The 19,521-nt window shown below is 70.7% G+C and carries 16 protein-coding genes and 1 rRNA gene; 3 read left to right on the top strand and 14 right to left on the bottom strand.

Annotation, left to right across the window (positions count from 1 at the left end; all coding sequences use genetic code 11):
• Positions 1-71 (bottom strand): 16S ribosomal RNA (locus tag LDL49_RS09575); the annotation flags it as partial.
• Positions 72-537: 466 nt separating this feature from the next.
• On the opposite strand from LDL49_RS09575, the gene LDL49_RS09570 reads away from it, so the two are divergent.
• Entirely contained in the window at positions 538-1,578 is a 1,041-nt protein-coding gene (locus LDL49_RS09570) for an AI-2E family transporter (RefSeq protein WP_225290584.1), read from the top strand.
• Here LDL49_RS09570 and LDL49_RS09565 read toward each other — a convergent pair.
• From LDL49_RS09565 to LDL49_RS09520, 10 genes are all read right to left on the bottom strand, one after another.
• Positions 1,535-2,236 (bottom strand): DUF6597 domain-containing transcriptional factor, encoded by a 702-nt coding sequence (locus tag LDL49_RS09565; protein ID WP_225290583.1) that lies wholly within the window; start codon positions 2,234-2,236, stop codon positions 1,535-1,537. The genes LDL49_RS09570 and LDL49_RS09565 overlap by 44 nt on opposite strands.
• A gap of 59 nt (positions 2,237-2,295) precedes the next feature.
• Complete coding sequence (locus tag LDL49_RS09560; RefSeq protein WP_225290582.1) at positions 2,296-3,156, bottom strand: hypothetical protein; 861 nt, start codon at positions 3,154-3,156, stop codon at positions 2,296-2,298.
• Between the two features lie 113 nt (positions 3,157-3,269).
• Entirely contained in the window at positions 3,270-4,472 is a 1,203-nt protein-coding gene (locus LDL49_RS09555) for an ABC transporter permease (protein WP_225290581.1), read from the bottom strand.
• On the bottom strand, positions 4,469-5,188 hold the full coding sequence (locus LDL49_RS09550) for an ABC transporter ATP-binding protein (protein ID WP_372470348.1): 720 nt from the start codon (positions 5,186-5,188) through the stop codon (positions 4,469-4,471). Before LDL49_RS09550 ends, LDL49_RS09555 begins: the two co-directional genes overlap by 4 nt.
• Positions 5,185-6,279, bottom strand: coding sequence for a peptidoglycan-binding protein (locus tag LDL49_RS09545; protein ID WP_225290580.1), 1,095 nt, complete (start codon positions 6,277-6,279; stop codon positions 5,185-5,187). Before LDL49_RS09545 ends, LDL49_RS09550 begins: the two co-directional genes overlap by 4 nt.
• Positions 6,276-6,803 (bottom strand): hypothetical protein, encoded by a 528-nt coding sequence (locus tag LDL49_RS09540; RefSeq protein WP_225290579.1) that lies wholly within the window; start codon positions 6,801-6,803, stop codon positions 6,276-6,278. Before LDL49_RS09540 ends, LDL49_RS09545 begins: the two co-directional genes overlap by 4 nt.
• A 44-nt stretch (positions 6,804-6,847) precedes the next feature.
• Positions 6,848-8,236, bottom strand: a complete 1,389-nt coding sequence (locus LDL49_RS09535; RefSeq protein WP_225290578.1) for a sensor histidine kinase — start codon at positions 8,234-8,236, stop codon at positions 6,848-6,850.
• Positions 8,233-8,913, bottom strand: a complete 681-nt coding sequence (locus tag LDL49_RS09530) for a response regulator transcription factor (RefSeq protein WP_225290577.1) — start codon at positions 8,911-8,913, stop codon at positions 8,233-8,235. The genes LDL49_RS09535 and LDL49_RS09530 overlap by 4 nt, the downstream gene beginning before the upstream one ends.
• 41 nt (positions 8,914-8,954) lie before the next feature.
• A complete protein-coding gene (locus tag LDL49_RS09525) occupies positions 8,955-10,730 on the bottom strand; it encodes a vWA domain-containing protein (RefSeq protein WP_225290576.1) in 1,776 nt (591 codons plus the stop codon).
• A complete protein-coding gene (locus tag LDL49_RS09520) occupies positions 10,727-11,788 on the bottom strand; it encodes an ATP-binding protein (protein WP_225290575.1) in 1,062 nt (353 codons plus the stop codon). The genes LDL49_RS09525 and LDL49_RS09520 overlap by 4 nt, the downstream gene beginning before the upstream one ends.
• Before the next feature lie 229 nt (positions 11,789-12,017).
• Here LDL49_RS09520 and erm point away from each other — a divergent pair, with 229 nt between their 5' ends.
• Complete coding sequence (gene erm, locus LDL49_RS09515; RefSeq protein ID WP_225290574.1) at positions 12,018-12,839, top strand: ErmE/ErmH/ErmO/ErmR family 23S rRNA (adenine(2058)-N(6))-methyltransferase; 822 nt, start codon at positions 12,018-12,020, stop codon at positions 12,837-12,839.
• Here the strand turns inward: erm and LDL49_RS09510 are convergent.
• A complete protein-coding gene (locus LDL49_RS09510) occupies positions 12,828-14,219 on the bottom strand; it encodes a putative hexosyltransferase (RefSeq protein ID WP_225290573.1) in 1,392 nt (463 codons plus the stop codon). The two genes, erm and LDL49_RS09510, sit on opposite strands and share 12 nt — an antisense overlap.
• Before the next feature lie 117 nt (positions 14,220-14,336).
• Between LDL49_RS09510 and LDL49_RS09505 the strand changes: the two genes are divergently transcribed.
• Positions 14,337-15,920, top strand: coding sequence for a molybdopterin-dependent oxidoreductase (locus LDL49_RS09505; protein ID WP_225290572.1), 1,584 nt, complete (start codon positions 14,337-14,339; stop codon positions 15,918-15,920).
• Here LDL49_RS09505 and LDL49_RS09500 read toward each other — a convergent pair.
• Both LDL49_RS09500 and LDL49_RS09495 read right to left on the bottom strand, forming a co-directional pair.
• Entirely contained in the window at positions 15,917-17,569 is a 1,653-nt protein-coding gene (locus LDL49_RS09500) for a carbohydrate binding domain-containing protein (RefSeq protein ID WP_225290571.1), read from the bottom strand. The two genes, LDL49_RS09505 and LDL49_RS09500, sit on opposite strands and share 4 nt — an antisense overlap.
• A 161-nt stretch (positions 17,570-17,730) precedes the next feature.
• Positions 17,731-19,419 carry a fibronectin type III domain-containing protein gene (locus tag LDL49_RS09495; protein WP_225290570.1) on the bottom strand — a complete coding sequence of 563 codons (1,689 nt, stop codon included), beginning with the start codon at positions 19,417-19,419 and terminating at the stop codon, positions 17,731-17,733.
• Between the last annotated feature and the right edge of the window lie 102 nt (positions 19,420-19,521).

Raw genomic sequence — 19,521 nt, 5'->3', positions numbered from 1 at the left:
TTCCGCTCGACTTGCATGTGTTAAGCACGCCGCCAGCGTTCGTCCTGAGCCAGGATCAAACTCTCCAAACAATGTCTGAAGGGAAAGAAATCCCAACCATATAAAAGGAATCCACCACATCCACACCATAAAGGCGCAGACATGACGGGGTTGTGCATCATGCACTGGCTTTTAACACACTGTTGAGTTCTCAAGAAACGGACGCGTACTCCCCAACCTGCGAGAGGCGCACATTTCGTTTTCTGTTTTCGTTGTGTCTTTATCTTTTCAGCCGCCCGGCCCGGTGTCAAATTGACCCGACCCGCTCCGACCTGCTGGAATAGAGACCGCCCCGTTTCCGGGACAACCCCTCTAACTTACCAGACCATCCTGAGTGATGCGAACACCATCCCAAGGGATCTGTGTGGAGGTTGTCCCCGAGCGAGGCCGACGATCATCGCCGTCCTCGCGGGACTGGTGAACTCTATGTACGCCTCCCGGAACCGTCAAATCAACCGCCCGCCGGTGTCATCCCCTGCCCCCGGGTAGGAAGCCACTGTGCCCCGAGCCCTCACCATCCTGCTGGGTATCGCCTGCGCGGTGATCGTCCTGTTCGGCATGCGCGAGGTCGCGTCGATCCTGGGCCCGGTCGTGCTCGCGCTCGTGCTGGTCATCGCCGTCGCCCCGGTGCGGAGCCGGCTCGCCGGCGCGGGCGCTCCCGGCTGGGTGCAGGTCGCCGTGCCCTTCCTCATCGTGCTGTTCGTGCTGCTGGGCATGGTCGCGGTGCTGACCGTCTCCGTCACCCAGCTCGCCTCGCTGCTCCCCGCGTACGCCCCGCAGTTCCAGCAGTTGCTCACCGACGCCCAGAACTTCGCCACCACCCACGGCGTCAGCAACGCCCAGCTCGACAAGGCGATCCAGGCCTTCGATCCCGCCAAGGTGCTCGGCCTGGCGCAGAGCCTGTTGTCGAGCCTGCTGGGGATCCTCTCCAGCCTGTTCCTCATCGTGGTGCTGCTGCTCGCGATGTGCCTGGACACCCCGGCCATCGCCAGGGTCATCGCGTCGGGCAAGGAGAGCAAACCGCACCTGGTGGAGGCGTTCGGCACGTTCGCCCACAAGACCAGGCGCTATCTCATCGTCTCCACGATCTTCGGGCTCATCTGCTCGGCGCTGGACGTCATGGCCCTGTCCATCCTGGGTGTGCCGTTGCCCCTGCTCTGGGGTGTTCTGGCGCTGATCACCAACTACATCCCGAACATCGGCTTCGTCCTCGGGCTGATCCCGCCTGCGATGCTGGCGCTCCTCGACGGCGGCATCAAGCAGATGCTCCTCGTCATCGCCGCCTATATCGCCATCAACGTGGTGATCCAATCGTTCATCCAGCCCAAGTTCCTGGGTGACGCGGTGGGGCTGTCGACCACGATGACGTTCCTGTCACTGATCGTCTGGGCGTTCGTCCTGGGCCCGCTGGGCGCGCTTCTGGCGATCCCCCTGAGCCTGCTCACGCGGGCGTTCCTCGTCGACAGCGACCCGAGTGCGGGCTGGGCGGCCGCTCTCATCTCCGGAGCTCCGTCAGAGTCACGCCGCTCAGGCGCTTGACCTCGTTGGCCAGGTGCGCCTGATCCGCGTAGCCCGAGGCCACCGCCACCTCCGCCGGCGCCACCCCCGCACGGGCCAGTTTCAGCGCTCGCTGGAATCGGACGACCCGCTGCAGGACCTTCGGCCCGTATCCGAACGAGGCCAGGCTGCGCCGCAGCAGCTGCCGCTCGCTGAACCCCAGCGTCCAGGCCACCTCTCCCACGGTCCGCCCCGTCCGGAGCGCCTCGGCTATCGCGGGCGCCGCGGCGTCGGCGGGCGCGGTGGCCCGCAGCCGGGCCACGACCGCGGCCCGCATGCTCGCGAGCCGCCCGCCGGACATCGCCAGATGCCGCCCTACGGAGAACTCGCCGCCGGACACGGAGAAACCCAGGTCCGCCACCGGCACCCGCTGATCGCGCAGCGCGTGCACCGGAACGCGGAACACGTCACCGACGCCGCCCGGCTTGAACCGGATCCCGGTGAAGGCATCGCCCGCCCGCACCCGCACCGGCATCGGCCCGGTGTCCGGCCCGGCCACGAACGCTCCAGAAGGCCCCCAGATGAGGTCCACGCACCCATCGGGCACCACGAGTCGCGTGCCGTCGGCGTCGCTCACCTGCCGCCACACGCAGGTGACCCGGCCGTCGAAGCCGTCCCCGGGAGGCCGCTCTTCGTACATACCTCCAAGCTACGCACCCCCACCGACAAGAAGTCACGCCCGCCCGTACGCCCAAGCAGTCACAGCCGCCCGTACGCCTGGAGCGTCCGCAGCCGGTGCACGGTGATGAAGCCGCCCCACTCGTGCTCCACCACGGGCGTCCAGATCAGCCAGTTCCCCTGCCACCCGCCCTCCTCGGACTGGGCGGCGGCGAGCGCGTCGAGGTGGCGGTCCAGGACGTCCTGCGTGAACAGCGGCAGCCGCAGCGGCGACGGCGCGAAGTCGAGGGGGAAATGCACCTCGCCGGACGCGTCGGGGTCGAAGGTGACCGTGGCCAGCAGGGCCTCGCGCAGCCGGTCGAACTCCGCCTCGGCCCGCGCCCGGTCGGGGACGAGGTTCAGGAACTGGACGACGGCCCGCGCCTCGTACGGGGTCGTGTCCGAGATGCCGGCGATCGCCGACCAGCAGAAGTCGGTGGCAGGCCCGAGCCATGGATGGCCGACGCCGTGCTTGTGCAGGAGCCCGGCGATCGACGCGGTGGGGATGAGGTTGCCCGGGGGCTCGTCGCCGGTCTCCCACCAGGGCGCCCGCGGCGTGTCGCGGACGCTCGGCAGCACGAACGGCACACCGCCGTCCTTGGCCGTGATCCCCAGGAGGTAGTCGCAGGCGGTGGCCACCATCGGATCGTCGAAGGCGTCCAGCTCGTCGAGGATCCAGAACGCCACCTCCACCGGCTCCGGCTGGCTGCCCGCCCCGCGCAGGTCCGGTTCGAGGGCGTTGCCGAAGCCGCCGTCGTCGTTGCGGTAGCAGCGCAGCGCGTCGAGCACACGCGTACGGGAGGCGCCCCTGAACAGGACCTCGAACCTGAGCCTGTCGATCAGCCGCCCGTGCAGCAGCAGGTATCTCTCAGCGCGGGAGACCGCACGCGAATTCAGCTCCATAGCGGTGAAGCTATCCCGGCCTGGCCAGGTTCTTCTTGCAAGAAACGGACACGTGGGCCGGAGTGATGCCCGGCGGAGTGCGCGCCGCACGGGCATCTCGTCCCGCCTGATGGTCACGGCGTGGCCAGGGCCTCCGTGGGCGACATGCGGGCGGCTCGTACGGCCGGATAGAACCCGGCGATCCCGCCGATGACCAGGGTGGCGAGCACGCCGCCGAGCATGGCCCAGACCGGCACGATCGCCGGCCAGCCCTGGAAGCTCGCGTACGCGGCGGTGACGCCGATGCCGAGCACGACGCCGCCGACACCGCCGATGGCGGACAAGAGCAGCGATTCGGCCAGGAACTGCAGCCGGATCTGCCCGCGGGTGGCGCCCAGCGAGCGGCGTAGCCCGATCTCGGCGCGCCGTTCGAGTACCGAGATCACCATCGTGTTGGCCACGCCGACCCCGCCGACCAGCAGGGCGACGCCGCCGAGGCCGAGCAGGAGGGCGTTCAGCGTGGCGTCGGTGGCTTGCTTGGCGGCCAGCGCGTCCGACGGTCTGGAGACCTCGACCTCATTGGGCTTCTCCGGGTTGGCGGTGGGGCCCAGCACGTCGCGGACGGCGACGACGGACGCCTCCTCAGCCCTGGCGTAGATCGTGGTCGGGTAGCCGTCGAAGTCCAGCCGTTCCTCGGCGACCGGCCAGCCGATCAGCGCCGCGGTGTCGAGTTCGGGGGCGAGTGGCGCGGGACCGAGCACGCCGACGACCGTGAACCACTGCCCGCCCAGCCAGACCCGCTGGTCGGGGCCCGCCCGTACGACGCCGAGCCGGTCGGCGGCCTTGGCGCCGAGCACGGTGGCCGGGTACCGCTGCGTGGCCGCGTTCAGCCAGATGCCGCTGACGACCTGGGCGCCCACGTCGTGCGGCAGGTCGAGGCGGGCGGCCGTGACCGAGATGCTGCCCGACTGGGCCGCCGGGATGTGGTCGTTGCGGTAGACCTTGGCGGGCGTGGTGCCCGTGGCGGTGACCGAGGTGACGGGCGCGATCCGCTCGATCATGCCCTCCGCCTCGGCGGGCAGGTGGGAGCCCTCGCCGAAGAGCGTCTGGCCGGGTGAGACGGTGAGCAGGTTCGTGCCGAGCGCTTCGAGCTGGCGGTTCAGGTCCTCCTGGCTGGAGGCGGAGATGCCGACGACGCCGAGCATGGCCGCGATGCCGATGGCGATGCCGAGCGCCGACAGGAACACCCGCAGCGGCCTGGCCCGCAGGCCCGCGCCGCCGACCCTGAGGACGTCGCGCGGGCGCAGCCGGGCGGAGGTGAGGATGGCGGCGGTCATAGCCCACGTCCGTCCACAACAAAGCCGCCCACCACAAGGCCGTCCGCAGCGCCGTCCACAGTGCCGTCCACCACGAGGCCGTCGAGCATCTCGACCTGCCTCGGGAGCGAGGCCGCGATGTCGCGGTCGTGGGTGATGACGACCACGGTGGTGCCGCTGGCGTTCAGCTCGCGCAGCAGGTCCATGACGCCCGCGCCGGAGCGCGAGTCGAGGTTGCCCGTCGGCTCGTCGGCCAGCAGCAGTCGCGGTCCGCCGACCACGGCACGGGCGATGGCCACCCGCTGCCGCTCGCCGCCGGACAGCTCGTGCGGGCGGTGGCCGAGCCGGTGCCCGAGCCCGACTCGTTCGAGTGCCTCGTAGGCGCGCAGGCGGCGTTCGCGCAGGGAGGGCCCCGCGTACAGGAGACCGTCGGCGACGTTGTCCAGCGCGGGGACGCCCGCGGCGAGGTGGAACTGCTGGAAGACGAAGCCGATGACGTTGGCCCGCAGCGCCGACAGCTGCCTGTCGTCGAGGGTGAGCACGTCGTGCCCGGCGATGCGTACGGTGCCGCTCGACGGGCGGTCCAGAGTGCCGATCATGTTGAGCATGGTCGACTTGCCGGAACCCGACGGGCCGACGATGCCGACGAGTTCGCCGTACTCGATGCCCATGGAGACACCGCGCAGCGCGGCCACCTCGCCGTACTCCTTGCTCACCTCCCGCAGCTGGACGATCACTTGGGCACCGCCACGGTCGCGCCCTCCTGGACGCCGCCGACCTCCACCTTGCCGTCGGCGAACATGCCGATGTCGACGGCCGCGTAGTGGGTAGTGCCGCCCGCCACGACCTGAACGCCGTAGCCGCCCTCCGCGAGGGCCAGCAGCGCTCCGACGGGTAAGGCCAGCACGTCCTCGCGCTGGGCCGACACGATCGTGACGTCGACCGGGGCGGAGTCGAACGGCTTCTTCAGACCGCTCACCGACACCTTGACCTCGATCGTGGTGGTGGCGTCGCCCCCCGTGCCCGTCTCGGTCGCGACCTTGCCCACGCTAGTGACCTTGCCCTTCACGGTGGAGCCGTCGGGCAGCTCGACCGTGGCGTCGAGGCCCTTCTTGACCAGGTGCGCGTCGGCCACGTCGAGGTTGACGAGCACCTGGCGGGTGGTGCCCGTCGCGGTGAGCACGGGCCCCGTGCCGCCGGCGCCGAGCGTGGTCTTGAGGCCGGCGACGCGGAGCGGCCCGCGCTCCACGACCACGTCGGCGGGCTGGACCTCGCCGGTGACGTCCAGGCCGAGGTTGTCCTGCCAGTCCTCGACGGCCTCGCGGGTGGCCCAGGTGAACTCCTTGTCGACGTCGAAGCCGGTGTAGCCGAGCTTGGCCAGGTTCCGCTCCAGCAACTCGACGTCCTTGCCCTCGACGCCGTCCTTGAGCACGCGGTAGAGGGGCATGCCGCCGTAGAGCAGGAGGCGGCGGTCGGCGTCGACGCTGTAGACGGCCTTGCCCCGGGTGATGGTGGCGCCTTCCTCGGGCAGCCAGGTGATCGTGCCCGGCGACTTGGCGGTGACCGTGATGGTGTCGCCGTAGCCGAGCGTGCCGTCGACGGTCTTGGTCTCGGTGAGCGTCGTGCGGATCACCTTCGCGGTGGCCGGGGGCGTGCGGTCGGCGACAGCCGTGCCCGAGCCGTTGCCGCCGAAGCCGATGGCGGCGGCCGCGACGGCGGCGGCGAGCAGGGCGGTGCCTCCGGTCCAGGCGACGGTGCGGAGCGAGCGCCGCCTGGGCCGAAGGGGCCGGCCGGGGACGACCTCGGGCTGGGACTTGACCTGCGTCATTGCGTCTTGCCCAGCTGCGGGAACTTGGCCCGGCAGACCTCATAGGCCTTCTTGAAGTCGGGGTCGTCCAGCCTGAAGCTCTTGGCGAGGTTCTGGTTGGTCTTCCCGCTGAAGTCCGGGTCCGGCAGGTCGATGCCGTTCTCGCGCATACAGGCGGCGAACTGGCGCATCTTGTCCTGGTCCGCCGGGCTCAGCTCCTTGGCGTCCCTGACAGGGGCGACGGAGCGGCAGGCCTGCAACGCCTCCTGGACCTTCCCCGAGTTCAGCTCCGACTTGGGCAGCGCCTGGAACATCCCTTCGCCGTTCGGGTCGGGGTCGGGCACGTCGAGGCCGTTCTCACGCAGGCACGCGGCGAACTTCCTGCCCTGCTCGGCCTTGTCCGTGCTGGCCGAGGGCGACGGGCTCGCCGTGGGGGCGGGCGAGGCGGTCTTGACGGAGGCGACTCCGGCGGAGCTGGGCGCCGAGCCGCATCCGGAGGCGGCCAGGGCCAGCACGCCGCCAGCTATCAGGATTTTTCGTTTCATGCCCCGAATGTGCCGAGCGCCGATCAAAGGAGGCTGGGAGCCGCCTACGAGCCGGGTAGGAGCACGCGGAAGGTGGCGCCCCGGTCCGGCGCGGAGTCTAGTTCGATCGTGCCGCCGTGGGCGTGCACGATCGCGGCCACGATGGCCAGGCCCAGTCCCGCGCCGCCGTCGGTCCTGGATCTGCCCTGGCCGACGCGGTAGAGGCGGTCGAAGACGTGGGGAATGTGCTGTTCCGGCACGCCGGGCCCGGTGTCGGCCACCTCGAACACCGCCATGCCGCGTGCCGTGCCCACTCTCACCGTCACCGACGCGTCCTCCGGGGTGTGGGTGAGGGCGTTGCCGACGAGGTTTGCGGCGACCTGGCGCAGCCGGGCCTCGTCGCCCACCACCGAGACGGGCGCCAGCGTCCCGCCCAGGCCGCGCAGCCTGACCTGCCTGCCGGGCACCCGGACGCGGGCGTCCCGGATGGTGTCGGCCGCCACCTCCAGCAGGTCGACGGGGTGGCGATCGATGGGGCGTTCCTGGTCGAGCTGAGCCAGGGTGAGCAGGTCGTTGACGAGCATGCCCATCCTGGCGGCCTCCTCCTCGATCCTGCGCATCGTCTCCCGCTCGTCGCCGCCGCCCCGGCGGTAGAGCTCGGCGAAACCGCGGACCGAGGTGAGCGGGGTGCGCAGCTCGTGTGAGGCGTCGGCCAGGAAGCGGCGCATGCGGGACTCGGAGTCGGTCCTGGCGGCGATCTCGTTCTCGACGCGGTCGAGCATGACGTTCATGGCCGCGCCCAGGCGGCCCGCCTCGGTGTGCGGGTCGGGGGCGGGGACCCGGCTGGCGAAGTCGCCCATGGCGATCTGGCCGGCCGTACGCTCCATCCTGGTCAGCGGGCGCAGGCCGAGGCGTACGACGGCGTCGGCGGCCAGACCGAGCAGGAGCAGGATGAGCGCGCTGACGGCGAAGGCGATGGCGACGAGCGAGGCGCGGGTCGCCTCCAACTCGGTGAGGGACTGCGCGACCACCACGGTGCCGCCGCCGTCGGCCGTGATCGCCTTAAGCCGCCAGGACGGCCCCGTGGTGCCGCTCACCGTGTACGGATCGCCCACGTGGACGTCGTCGAGCACCGGGCCGGGGTCGGAGTCGCTCGGCAGCTCGCTGACCAGCCTGCCGTCGGCGGAGTAGATGTAGATCCTGGCCACGGAGGCGACCCGCTTGGTCAGGACCTTCTCCCAGTCCATGGCCTGGCCGCCGGAGATCAGGCCGGCCATCATCGGCAGCTTGCCGACCGCACCGCCCATCGTGTTGAGCTGGGAGTCCACGCGGCGCAGGAGATTGTCGCCGAGCAGCGCGATGCCGACCACGTTGGCCAGCACGAGCGCGACCGTGGTGAGCCCGAGTATCGCCATGACGAGCCGGGCGCGCAGCGTCCACCTGCCCGGCCTCACCGCGGGGTCCTGAGCGTGTAGCCGACTCCGCGTACGGTGTGGATGAGCTGCGGCTCGAACTTGTCGATCTTCTTGCGCAGGTAGTAGACGTACGACTCGACGATGCTGGAGTCGCCGTCGAAGTCGTAGCGCCACACGCTGTCGAGGATCTGCGCCTTGCTCACCACCCGGCCGGCGTTCGTCAGCAGGTATTCGAGCAGGTTGAACTCGGTGGGCGACAGATCGACGAGCACGCCGCCGCGGCGCACCTCGTGCGCGGCCACGTCGAGCTCCAGGTCGGCGTAGCGCAGCACGTCTTTGTGCCCGGTCTCGGTACGGCTGCGCCGCAGGATGGCCCGGATGCGCAGCACCACCTCCTCCAGGCTGAACGGCTTGGCCACGTAGTCGTCGGCGCCCAGCGTGAGCCCCTTGACGCGGTCCTCGACCGTGTCGCGCGCGGTCAGGAACAGCACCGGGACACTCTCCCCGAGCCGCCTGGCCACCTCGAACCCGTCGATGTCCGCCATCATCACGTCGAGCACCACGATGTCGGGCTCGAACTCCCTGGCGGCCCGCACCGCCTCGGCGCCGGACTCGGCGGTCCTGACCTCGAACGAGACCAGGCGCAACGTCTGCGAGAGCAGGGCACGGATGTTCGGCTCGTCGTCCACGACGAGCACCCTGGCCGGTCGATCCATGGTCAAAGGTCTACCCAAGCCAGTTCAAAGCCAGCTCAAAGTCACTTCATGAAGAAGATCGGCCCGCGTGCCCGGAACGGTAGCGAAGCGCCCTGGGGCACGAGGAAGGCGTGGTCGCGGCGGATGCGGATCACGTCGCACTGGCCGTCGGTGATGAGCAGGATCGGACCGTCCGCCGGGAAGTCGTCGGCCCGTTCCAGCAGGCTGACTCCGGGCTGCAGGATCGTGCCGCCCCGGCCGCGTACCCTGACCCGGTTCGCGATGTCCTCGACCGGCAGGTAACCGGCGTCGTACGCGATCGCGTCGCAGAACACCACGCGCGCCCGCGGCACGTCGCGGACCGAGGCGTAGGAGGCGATCGCGCCGAGCGCCTTGCCGAGCAGCTTGACGTCCATCGAGCCCGAGGTGTCCAGCACCACGCCGAACGTGGCCTTCCTGACCACCTCCTCCGGCCGCACCCGGCCGGGGCGCGGGATGTGCGGGGTGGCGGCCTGGCGGCGGGAGGCGCGGGCGTAGGAGCGCCGCGTCTCCTCCGGCTGGAAGTGCTCGTCGAACCAGCGGGCCAGCTGCGCGTCCCACGGCAGCGGCGGCTGGTCGAGCGCCCGGATCTCCTGCTCCAGCCCGGCCGGCACGAAGCCGCGGCTGTTGCCCTGGTGGAAGGCCAGGCCGGTGCAGAGCGCGCTGCGGTAGTACTCGTCGAGGTCGACGCCCCCGGCCGGGCGTGGCGGCCGGTCGAGGACGTCGCCGAGGCCGCGCCCGCGCAGTGTGGCGAGCTTCCGCATCCGCCGCAGGTCGGTGACGATCGTGTCGTAGACCGCCTCGCCCGACATGCCGGACAGCGTCTGGTCGAACAGCAGCCCTTCGGGCATCTCGCCGACGCCCATCTCGGTGAGCCAGCCGTTGATCACGTAGTCGCAGGCGACGTTCCAGATGTACGGCTCGCGCGGGCCGACCCGCTCGCCATGGCGGAGCGCGGCGTGCAGCATCTCGTGGGCCAGCACGAACCGCCACTCCTCCTCGGAGTGCCGGGCGAGCGGGTTGACGTAGATCTCGCCGGCTTCCGCGCTGACCGCGGCGATGGAGATCCCCCAGCTCCTGGCCAGCTCCACCTCGGCGACGATCTTCATACCGGCGGCGAGCGCGCCCAGCAGCGGGTAGGAGGAGACGAACCAGCGCAGCGCCGCGTCCCACGGCCCCTCGACGTGCTTGTCGGCCGTGACGCGCGGGGTGCCCGCCTGATCGAGCGCGGCGGTGGCCGCCTCGGCGACGCCCACCGCGAACATGGACGGGAAGTCGAAGTGCTCGGCCATCTCCGCCGAGCAGACGCGGAAGTCCTCCTCGCCGAGCGGTTTGTACGCGTCGGGGATGCCGAGCCTGCGCCAGCGCTCGGACAACGTGACCTCGTCCTGCTCGGGCAGTTCGGCGGGCAGCGGCGCGGGGCTGCGGCCGATCTTGAGAGTGCGCAGGAACCGGTCGACGGCCAGGCAGCACGCGGCCCGGTAGGCGGGCTCGGGACGGTCGCCTTCGACGTCCTTCGGCGCGCAGGTGCGCGGGTCGGCGTGGCCGAAGCCGAGGTGGAGCAGCAGGTGGGCGAAGATCCACGCCCACTCGGCCGCCTCGGCGCGGCGGCGGGGGTGGTGGCGGATGTCCCCGTCCTCCGTCACCACCGCCCAGGTGTCGGCCGACAGCTCTCCCTCGTCCGCCGCGTAGAGCCAGCTGTGGTAGACGGAGAACAGCGGGTGCCGGTCGACGAGCTGCCAGCCCTTGCGCACCTCGGCGCGCCACGGGTCGGTCTTGGCCTTGTTGCGGGGGCTCATGATCGGGCCGCCATCAGCCTGGGCACGTCCCTGCCGACCTCGACGAGGAACCAGGTGGGCAGCGCGGGCGCGCCGTTCGCGTCGGAGGCGATGACGAGCTGGGCGCACTCCAGCGAGATCTCGGCCAGCTCGACCAGCAGCGTCTTGGCGCGGAAGCCCAGGTCACGCCCCTTGGTGGAGGCGCCGCGCTTGTCGGCGGGCAGCTCCTTGACCAGCCGGGCCCGGAACGCCTCGGCCAGGAAGTAGAGCAGGTCGCGCTCCTCGGGCCGGCGCGGCCACGGCGCCTCGCCCTTGATCACCGCGTTGAGGTCGTAGGCGTGCCGGACGGTCTTGACGTAGGCGCGGAAGGCGGAGGCGTGGTTCGCGGTGAGCGTGCCGAACGCGAGCATGGCGAGCGTCTCGTCGGCGACGTCGTCGCCGTAGGAGGTCAGCACGTCGGAGAGCATGTGCCAGGCGCGCGGCGAGGAGAACGGCTCCTCGGTCTTGGGCGGCGGGCTCCACAGGTGGTCGGGCCGCTGCACCAGGTAGTCGATGATCCACGGGTGGATGCCGTTGGCGGCGGCCCACTTGAGCCAGTCGTCGGGCGAGGCCCGCAGGTGTACGTGGACCAGCCGGTTGATCAGTGCGGAGGCCATCGGGCGGGCGAGCGCGTTGTCGGTGGCCCGGTTGCCCGCGCCGATCACGACGGACCCGGCGGGCAGCTCGTACGCGCCGATCCTGCGGTCGAGGATCAGCGAGTAGAACGCCTTCTGCACCTCGGGCGCCGAGGCGTTGAGCTCGTCGAGGAACAGGCAGTAGGGCTCGGCGCGGGCGATCGACTCGGGCGGCGCGAACCGGCTGCGGCCATCGACCAGCTCGGGCACCCCGATGAGGTCCTCGGGCGCGAGCTGGGTGCCGAGCAGGGTCACGCAGTCGAGGCCGAGGGAGTCGGCGAACTCGCGCACCAGCGAGCTCTTGCCGATGCCCGGCGCGCCCCACAGGAACACCGGCCGGACAACGGCGACGTGCAGCAGCAGCTCGGGGAGCTGCTGCGGAGTGGCCGTCACCGTCGCCTGCACGTCTTCAGAGTGGCGAACGCAGGGTGGTGCGCGCATCCGGTTTTTTATCGGGTTGCCCCGTCAACAACGGCGTCCCTAGCATCGAGCGCATGTGTTGCCTCTGCTTCATGCGTCTGCGCAGCGACCGGGCTCGGGCCCGCTAGCTGACGCGGTTACGACCTAGGCGTCCGCCGGCGCGCCCCGGGCCCTTCGAGAGACCCATACATCTCGAAGACCCGAGAGGGCGGCTGTGGCGCAGAACTTCGCGCACGGAAACTATTCGCACACCCAGAAGAACGCCAGGAACAGCGGCGGTCGCACGCCCAGAGACCGGGCCAGGCGCGCCTTGTCGCAGAACTTCCTGGTCGACCGGCATGCCGTCGAGCTGGTGGTCAAGGCGGCCGCCCCCGGCGGGCTGGTGCTCGAACCCGGCTCGGGCGAGGGCGTACTGACCTGGGCGCTGGCCGAGGCCGGCGCCCAGGTGATCGGCTACGAGATCGACCCGCGGCTGGCCGGCCGGCTCGCCGCGCGCACCCGCGACGACCCCCGGATCGACGTGGTCAGGGCCGACTTCACGACCGCGCGGGCGCCGCGCGGGCCGTTCGCGGTCGTCGGCAACATCCCCTACTCGGTCACCTCGCGGATCGTCGGCTGGTGCCTGCGGGCGCCGGGGCTCACGTCGGCGACGCTGCTCACCCAGCGGGAGTACGCCCGTAAGCGCTCGGGCGACTACGGCCGCTGGAGCCTGGTGACGGTGGAGTCGTGGCCGTGGTTCCGCTGGCGGCTGGGCGACCGGATCGACAGGGAGAGCTTCCGGCCGATCCCGTCGGTCGACTCGGCGATCCTGCGGATCGAGCGGCGGCCCACGCCGCTGGTCGAGACGCGGCGTGACTATCAGGAGCTGGTGGAGGTGGGGTTCGGCGGGGTCGGCGGCTCGGTGCGCGCCTCACTCAGACGCCACTACGACGGGGTGGACGCAGCCCTCGCCGCGGCGGGCATCGCCCGCGACACGGTGGTGGGCCACGTCCACCCCGACCAATGGATCACGTTGTGGGAGCGGCTATGCCGCTGACGTGACCGTGGCCTTCCCCGTCGGCTCGACGGGCGGGGCGAGCACCTGGGCCGCCGGGGACAGGCGGCCCCAGGGCATCGCCATGAGCAGGATCGGCAGCAGCACGATCGATGCCCTCGACCAGTCGCGGTGCAGCAGCCACCAGGCGTTGTCGCCGAACTGGGTCATGTACAGATAGCCGTACGCCGACCACAACGAGACACCGATGATCGCCGGCCAGGCGAACCTCGTGGGCCTGGCGATCAGGAACGGCATGAACCACAGGAGGTATTGGGCGCCCAGCCGCGGCGTGACGACCATGAAGATCAGCAGGATGGCCGTGGTCATGTCGATCGGGTCGGCCCGCCGCCAGAGCAGCACCGCGAGGACGACGCAGATGTAGATCAGGTAGGTGCCGATCTTGGCCAGGCCGGGGATCAGCGCCCAGTCACCGCCGGTGAAGTGCGGCGTCCAGCCCCACTCTCCGATGATCGGCCGGATGTCCTGAATGGTGTCGATGACCGCGGGGATCTGCTTGAGCGACGTGCCCGCGAAGATCGGCAGCGTGACGAGGAAGAACACCGGCAGCGCGCCGGTCATGAACAGCGCGGCGATCCTGGCCCGCAGGTTGGGCAGGAGCAGCAGCATGCCGGGGATCAGCCAGATCGGCCAGCTCTTCGCGCACAGCGCCAGGCCCATCAGCAGGCCGGCCAGCGCGCCGCGCCTCAGGTCGGCGCGGTCCATCGGGCCGGGCATGAGGGCGCGGTGGAGCATGCCGCCGGGGCCGATGATGCGGGACAGCGAAGCCCGCCAGCCGTAGGCTGCGACGCCTCGGCGTACCTTGGCGACCACCTGAGTCGTGACGCCGGCCCGCTCGGGCGAGCCGGGGCCGCGGGCCACCACGAAGGCGGCCACGCCGAAGGCCAGCGCCACCGGCTCGACCTGGCCATGGATGCAGGCGACGAGCAGGGCGAGCGGGTTGAGCGCGTACTGCAGGGCGCGCAGCGACGCCTTGGGACCGCCGGCCAGCTTGGCGACCAGCGGGATCAGCACGATGTCGGCGACCACGGTGACCAGGCGCCCGGCGTAGACCCACGGGATGCCCAGCCACAGCAGGATCCCGTAGACATAGGGGATGGTCGGCAGGAAGTGCCAGCCGCCCTCACTGGCCAGGACCGGGTCCTGGCCGTTCAGCACGGCCTGACCGGCCGGCTGGAAGCTCTCCATGAAGTCGACGGGCTGCCAGGAGTCGTGAGCGGCGGTGAACATCAGCACCACGCGTACGGCCACGCCGACCAGGACGGAGACAAGGAGAGGGGGTCGCCAGTCACGCCATTGGGCGATGAGAGCGAGCAAGACACCTGCGACGAGGATCGTCCCCGTGAGAACTGCGTAATCCATGGCGGCTTCTAGCCTGCCGTACTCGTCTGAGTACTTCCACCGAGGGTTCCGATTCTTAACTCTGACATGGCGGGTCGTAACGCGATAGAACATGACCCTCTGTGCTGAACTTTTCTCATGGGGGGATCGCAGGTCAACCAGGCTCTGGTCAGGCTCTACTTCGAGGTGAAAGACGGGCTGCGTGACCCGGTCGCGGCCTGGGCGAAACTCACAGGAAATTCGCAGGTGTACCAGCAGGCCAGGGGCGGGCGACGGGTTCCGCTGGACGACGGGACAGCGGCCGAGCTGACCGCCGCGGCGATCGTGCACACGGCCGCCGAGCACGGCGCGGACCGGGTGGCCGCGCTGTCCACCTCGCCGCTCGCCGGGCTGGTCGGTGGTCTGGGCGGCGCGGTGCTGACCGAGCAGTCCAGCGTGCCCGACCAGCTGCTCGGCCAGGGGTTCCCCGGCACGTCGCCGGAGGACTGGCCATTGGCGGCGTATGTGCTGCTGTGGGGGGAGAACAACAGGCTCGTCCGTACGCCCGACATGCCTCTGGTGATCGCCGGGCGCTACAAGGGCCAGAAGGTCGTGGCCATCGGGCCGCATCCGACGCGCCTGTCGGACGAGACCCTGGTCGTGCGGCCGGGCACCGACGGCGCGCTGGCCATGGCCATGGGGCACGTGCTGCTCAAGGAGTTCTTCCTGGAGCGGGCGGTGTTCGCCGGGCACGCGATGGAGCGCACGGACCTGCCGTTCCTGGTGCGGCTGCGCGAGCACGGCGGCGCCTTCGTGGCCGGCGGGCTGACCGGGCGGCCCGCCGAAGGGCTGAGCGTCTACGGCGGCGAGTCGGTGGAGGTGCTGCTGCCGCGCTTCGACGACGGGCCCGGGGTGCTGCGCCGCGGGGTGCCGGTGGTCAGGGACGGCGACGAGCCGGTGACGACGGTGTTCGACCTGCTGCTGGCGGTGTACGGGGTGGCCCGCGACGGGTTGCCGGGCCGCTGGCCGGACGGCTATGGCGATCGCGGTGAGCCGTACACGCCCGCCTGGCAGGAGGCGTACACGGGCGTGGCCGCCGCGCGCACGCTGAAGATCGCGCGGGAGCTGGGGGCGACGGCGGAGCGGACCGGCGGGCGGTGCATGATCGTGCCCGGGCGGCTGGAGACGAACCACGCCGACACGGCCTACCGGGCGATGCTGGCGCTGCTCGTCCTGACCGGCTGCGGCGGTGGCTGGGCGCAGGCCGGGGCGGGGCCGGCCATCCCGCTCGTGCCGTACCTGTGCCTGCACGCGTGCGGCGAGGACGGCACGGACGTGGGCGCGCTGAGCTGGCCGCTGGCCGAGGGGCTGTTCGACCGGCGGTCGTCGCGGTCGATGCTGCTCGAAGCGGTGCGGGACGGGTTGCCGATGGCGCCGTCGCCGCGCGTGCTGGCCATTCCGCGCCCGATCTATCCGCTTCCGCCCGAGGTGGAGCTGCTCATCGGGCCCGACGACCGGTGCGACCTCGCGCCGCCCGACGCCCGCCTGGTGGCGGACGCGGTGGCCAAGCTGACCGTCGAGCACATGGAGCCCGCTCCGCCGGCTCCGGCGGTGGCCGCCGCCGGCGGGCGGATGCGGTTGCTGGTCGATCACGCGTGGATGCACGAGTACGGGGAGGCCCTGCCGACGTATCGCCCGCCGGGGCAGGGGCTCCCCGTGAAGCCGACCCAGTTGGTGCGTTAGCCGGTGAACCCCTTGAAGATGCCGGTGAACTCGTACGCCGACTGGGAGATCCCGCTGCACGTCGGCGAGACGCTGCCGTTGGGGCAGCCGCCGTTGTCGCGGCCAGCCGACCAGAAGCCGACGAAGCCGATGTGGTTGGCGTTGGCCCAGTCGCGCAGCTTGCGGGCGTCGGCCTGAGTGGTGGTCTGGCCCGTGTCGTTCTTACCGATCATCGGGGTGACGCCGAGCATCCGCTTGAGCTGGGCGTCGGTCTTCGACGGCCACACGCCCTTCATCTGGCCGAGCGTCGCCTGGGCGGCCGAGACCATCGCGTCGCCCCAGTTGCCGGTGTAGCCGAAGTCCATGACCATCGGGTTGACGATCACATTCAGGCCCTTGGCGGCGGCGTCCTGAAGGATCTGCACCGAGAACGGGTCGAGCCCGTAGTCCTGTGCCTGCACGCGCAGCGTGTACCTCACCGCGGTGCCGCGTTCGGACTGCAACTGCTTCAGCGCGCTGTTGACCTTGTTCACATCGATCGACGCCTCGACGTCGACGTCCAGCTGGTTCGTACCGACCGCGTCGAGCACCTTCTTGTAGGCGGCGAGCAGGGTGGCGGTGGTGCCGCAGTTGTGCTCCAGGTAGGGGCCCTGAGCGCCGCCGCTCGCGACGACCACCTGGCCGCCCTGGGCCTGGAGCGCCCTGACGTCGTTGATGATCCTCGCGTCGGTGAGCGGGATGACGCCGCCCCAGGCCGGGTTGCAGCCCGTGCTGTCGCCGAGCACGAAGGCCAGCGTGTAGTTCTTCACCCCGGTCGCGGCGGCGGCGCCGGCCAGGGACGGGGTGTTCATGGTGATGTCGATGTAGGGCGCGTAGCGGATGTCGCCGGGTGGCGGCGTGGTGTCGTTCGTGGTCTTCCCGCTGACGGAGGCCGTGTACGCCGAGCAGTTGCCGGCGGCGTCACAGGCCCGGACGCGGAAGCCGTAGGTCGTGGCGGCACTGAGCCCGGTGGCCGTGTAGGTGGTGCCGGTGACGGCCGTGGGAGCCGCGTTGTCCCTGGACACCTCATAGCGGGCGACGCTGCCGGAGTTGTCGGTGGAGGCGGACCACGTCACGGTCAGGCTGGAGTTGGTGGCGCCGCCGACCGCCGGACTTCCCGGCACGGTGGGCGCCTGGGTGTCCGGGGCACCGCCCGGTCCGTCGAGCGCGACGTCATCGGCGTAGTAGGCGCCCTGGCCGTACCATCCGTTGACGTAGACGATCACGCTCGTCACACCCGCGCCGGTGGTGAACGACGTTTTCAGCTGCTGCCATTGACCGCCTGGCGCACCCCAGGTGCTGACGTCGATCCCAGTGCCCGTCGCCCCCAGGAAGATGTAGTTGCCCTGGACCCAGGCCGACAGCTGGTAGGTCGTGTTGGGCTGGACCGTCACGGTCTGCTGGCATCGGGCGTAGTCATTGCCCGCCGGGGTGGCCTGCAGGGCCTTAGTACCGCCGTGAACGGGCTGCGACACCGCTTGGGCGGCGGCGGAGGTCTGGCAGGTCCAGCCGGTCAGGGCGGACTCGAAGCCGGGGTTCGTCAGGATGTTGGCGGCTGAGGCGGGTGTGGCGTGGAGGGCTATGAGGCCCAGGGCGATGGCGGCGGTCGCCGCGAGTCCTCGCAGGTTCATGGAGGTCCCTTACGTTCTCGGGTATGCACGTTCTCTCGGGTCTTCGTGAAAGTGCCGCGCCCCCGGCCGCCGCGACCCCGTGGGCCACCCGTCGCACCGGCGGCGAGGCGCCGGTGCGACGGGTGCGGTGAACCGGTTCCGGATCAGAAGCCGATCCCGGTTCAGAAGCCGGCGGTGATCCTGGTGAAGTCCCAGTTCGACTGGGCGATCCCGCTGCAGTTGGACACGACCCCGCCGCCCGGGCACGGCCGGTCGCGGTTGACGGCCCAGTACGCGAGCCTGGTCAGGCCGTTGTTCCTGGCGTAGTCACGGATCTGGGTCCAGGTGGCCGTGGAGGTGAGCTCCTGCTGGTCCGACAGACCGTTCATGCCCGAGATGCCCATGTGCGCGTACGCCTGGGCGTCCGACCAGCCGAAGGCCGTCTTGAGGGTGTTCTTCAGCCCTTCGGAGGCGTTGACCGTGCTCTGGTACATGTTCGAGCCGCCGCCGAAGTCGAACGGCATGATCGTGTAGTTGTCGATCGGGACCGCGAGCTCCTTCGAGCGGTTGATCAGGCGGGTGCCCCAGTAGGTGGGGCCGGTGGTCGAGGTGCCGAAGGTGACGACGACCTTGACGTTGGGGTTGTTCTGCTTGACGATCTTGAGGCCGTTCAGGATGCGGTCCTGGACCGCCTCGCTCTCGAACTCGTCGGTGTTCTCGATGTCGAAGTCGACGGCCGCGGGACCGACGGCGTTGATGACCGTCTGCACCGCGCCGGCGAACGCCGAGGGCGAGGAGCAGTTCGGGCCGAGCTTGTTGCCCGACCAGCCGCCGAACGAGACCTGCACGCTGCCGCCGGCCGACTTGATGGCCGAGATCGCCTGCGCGTCGGCGCCGCCGGTCAGCGGACGGCTGCCGTCCCAGGCCGGGTTGCAGCCACCGCTGGACAGGATGAACGCCATCGTGAACGACTTGACGCCGGTCGCGCTCATCACCGAGGCGGGCGCGGGCGGGTCGCCCCAGCCCATGTAGAGGTAGGGCGCACCGGGCAGCTTGCTGCCGCCGCCGGTGCAGCCGGTGGTCGTCCCGGAGACCGCGGCGCTGGAGGCCGACTCGCCTACCGAGTTGTACGCCCTGACGGTGAAGGTGTGCGAGGTGCAGGTGCCCAGGGAGCCGATGGTGGCCGAGGTCCCGGTGACGGTGGCCTTGACCGTGCTGCCCTCGTACACGCGATAGCCCGTGACCGTGCCCGACGACGCGCCCCACGACAGGGAGAGCGAGCTGTTCGTGGACCCGCTGACGCTCGGCGAGCCCGGCTGGCCGGGAGCGCCGGTACCGGCCGAGGTGGTGGCCGTGACGGAGTTACTGGCGGCCGAGAGGTTCCCGGCGGCGTCACGGGCGCGGACCGTGTAGGTGTAGCCGGTGGAAGCGGCGAGCCCGCCGTCGGTGTAGGTGGTGCCGGTGGCCGTCGTCACCAGCGTCGAGCCCCGGTAGACGTTGTAGCCGGTGACGCCGACGTTGTCGGTGGAGGCGTTCCAGGCCAGCGAAACGCTGCTGGAGGTCGTGCCGGTCGAGCGGAGGTTGCCCGGAACCGAGGGGGCGGTGGTGTCGCCGCCGCCGCCGGAGACGGTCTTCCACAGGGCGGGCACGGCATCCGGCGTCCAGTCGGGCTGGGAGGTGTGGGCCTGGATGCACTCGTAGTCGACGCCGTTGTAGGTGACGCGGGTGCCCACGCTGTAGGCCGTCCATGCCGTCCACGCGGGGTAGGCGAGGGCCACGGCCCCGTAGGCGCTGGTCGAGACGGTGGTGAGCCCGGCCCCCATCATGGCCAGGGCGGCGAGTAAGGCGAGGAACATGCGGCGAAATCTCATGGCATTCCCTGGTGGTGCGGCTTGACGGGTCATGTCCTTGTGGCGTGGGGGGGGGGCCGCGGCCGGGGGGGTGGGGGCGGCCCGGACCGCACCGGGCCCCCG

It is taken from the genome of Nonomuraea aurantiaca (assembly GCF_020215705.1).
Taxonomy (GTDB): Bacteria; Actinomycetota; Actinomycetes; order Streptosporangiales; family Streptosporangiaceae; genus Nonomuraea; species Nonomuraea aurantiaca.
This window is presented reverse-complemented; position numbering and strand designations above follow the sequence as displayed.

What these genes read in the sequence shown, in the direction of transcription:
- LDL49_RS09555 (WP_225290581.1), bottom strand. Translation starts at nt 4,472, where the DNA reads ATGACCGCCGCCATCCTCACCTCCGCCCGGCTGCGCCCGCGCGACGTC.
- LDL49_RS09560 (WP_225290582.1), bottom strand. Translation starts at nt 3,156, where the DNA reads ATGGAGCTGAATTCGCGTGCGGTCTCCCGCGCTGAGAGATACCTGCTG.
- LDL49_RS09565 (WP_225290583.1), bottom strand. Translation starts at nt 2,236, where the DNA reads ATGTACGAAGAGCGGCCTCCCGGGGACGGCTTCGACGGCCGGGTCACC.
- LDL49_RS09545 (WP_225290580.1), bottom strand. Translation starts at nt 6,279, where the DNA reads ATGACGCAGGTCAAGTCCCAGCCCGAGGTCGTCCCCGGCCGGCCCCTT.
- LDL49_RS09505 (WP_225290572.1), top strand. Translation starts at nt 14,337, where the DNA reads ATGGGGGGATCGCAGGTCAACCAGGCTCTGGTCAGGCTCTACTTCGAG.
- LDL49_RS09530 (WP_225290577.1), bottom strand. Translation starts at nt 8,913, where the DNA reads ATGGATCGACCGGCCAGGGTGCTCGTCGTGGACGACGAGCCGAACATC.
- LDL49_RS09495 (WP_225290570.1), bottom strand. Translation starts at nt 19,419, where the DNA reads ATGAGATTTCGCCGCATGTTCCTCGCCTTACTCGCCGCCCTGGCCATG.
- LDL49_RS09525 (WP_225290576.1), bottom strand. Translation starts at nt 10,730, where the DNA reads ATGAGCCCCCGCAACAAGGCCAAGACCGACCCGTGGCGCGCCGAGGTG.
- LDL49_RS09540 (WP_225290579.1), bottom strand. Translation starts at nt 6,803, where the DNA reads ATGAAACGAAAAATCCTGATAGCTGGCGGCGTGCTGGCCCTGGCCGCC.
- LDL49_RS09500 (WP_225290571.1), bottom strand. Translation starts at nt 17,569, where the DNA reads ATGAACCTGCGAGGACTCGCGGCGACCGCCGCCATCGCCCTGGGCCTC.
- LDL49_RS09510 (WP_225290573.1), bottom strand. Translation starts at nt 14,219, where the DNA reads ATGGATTACGCAGTTCTCACGGGGACGATCCTCGTCGCAGGTGTCTTG.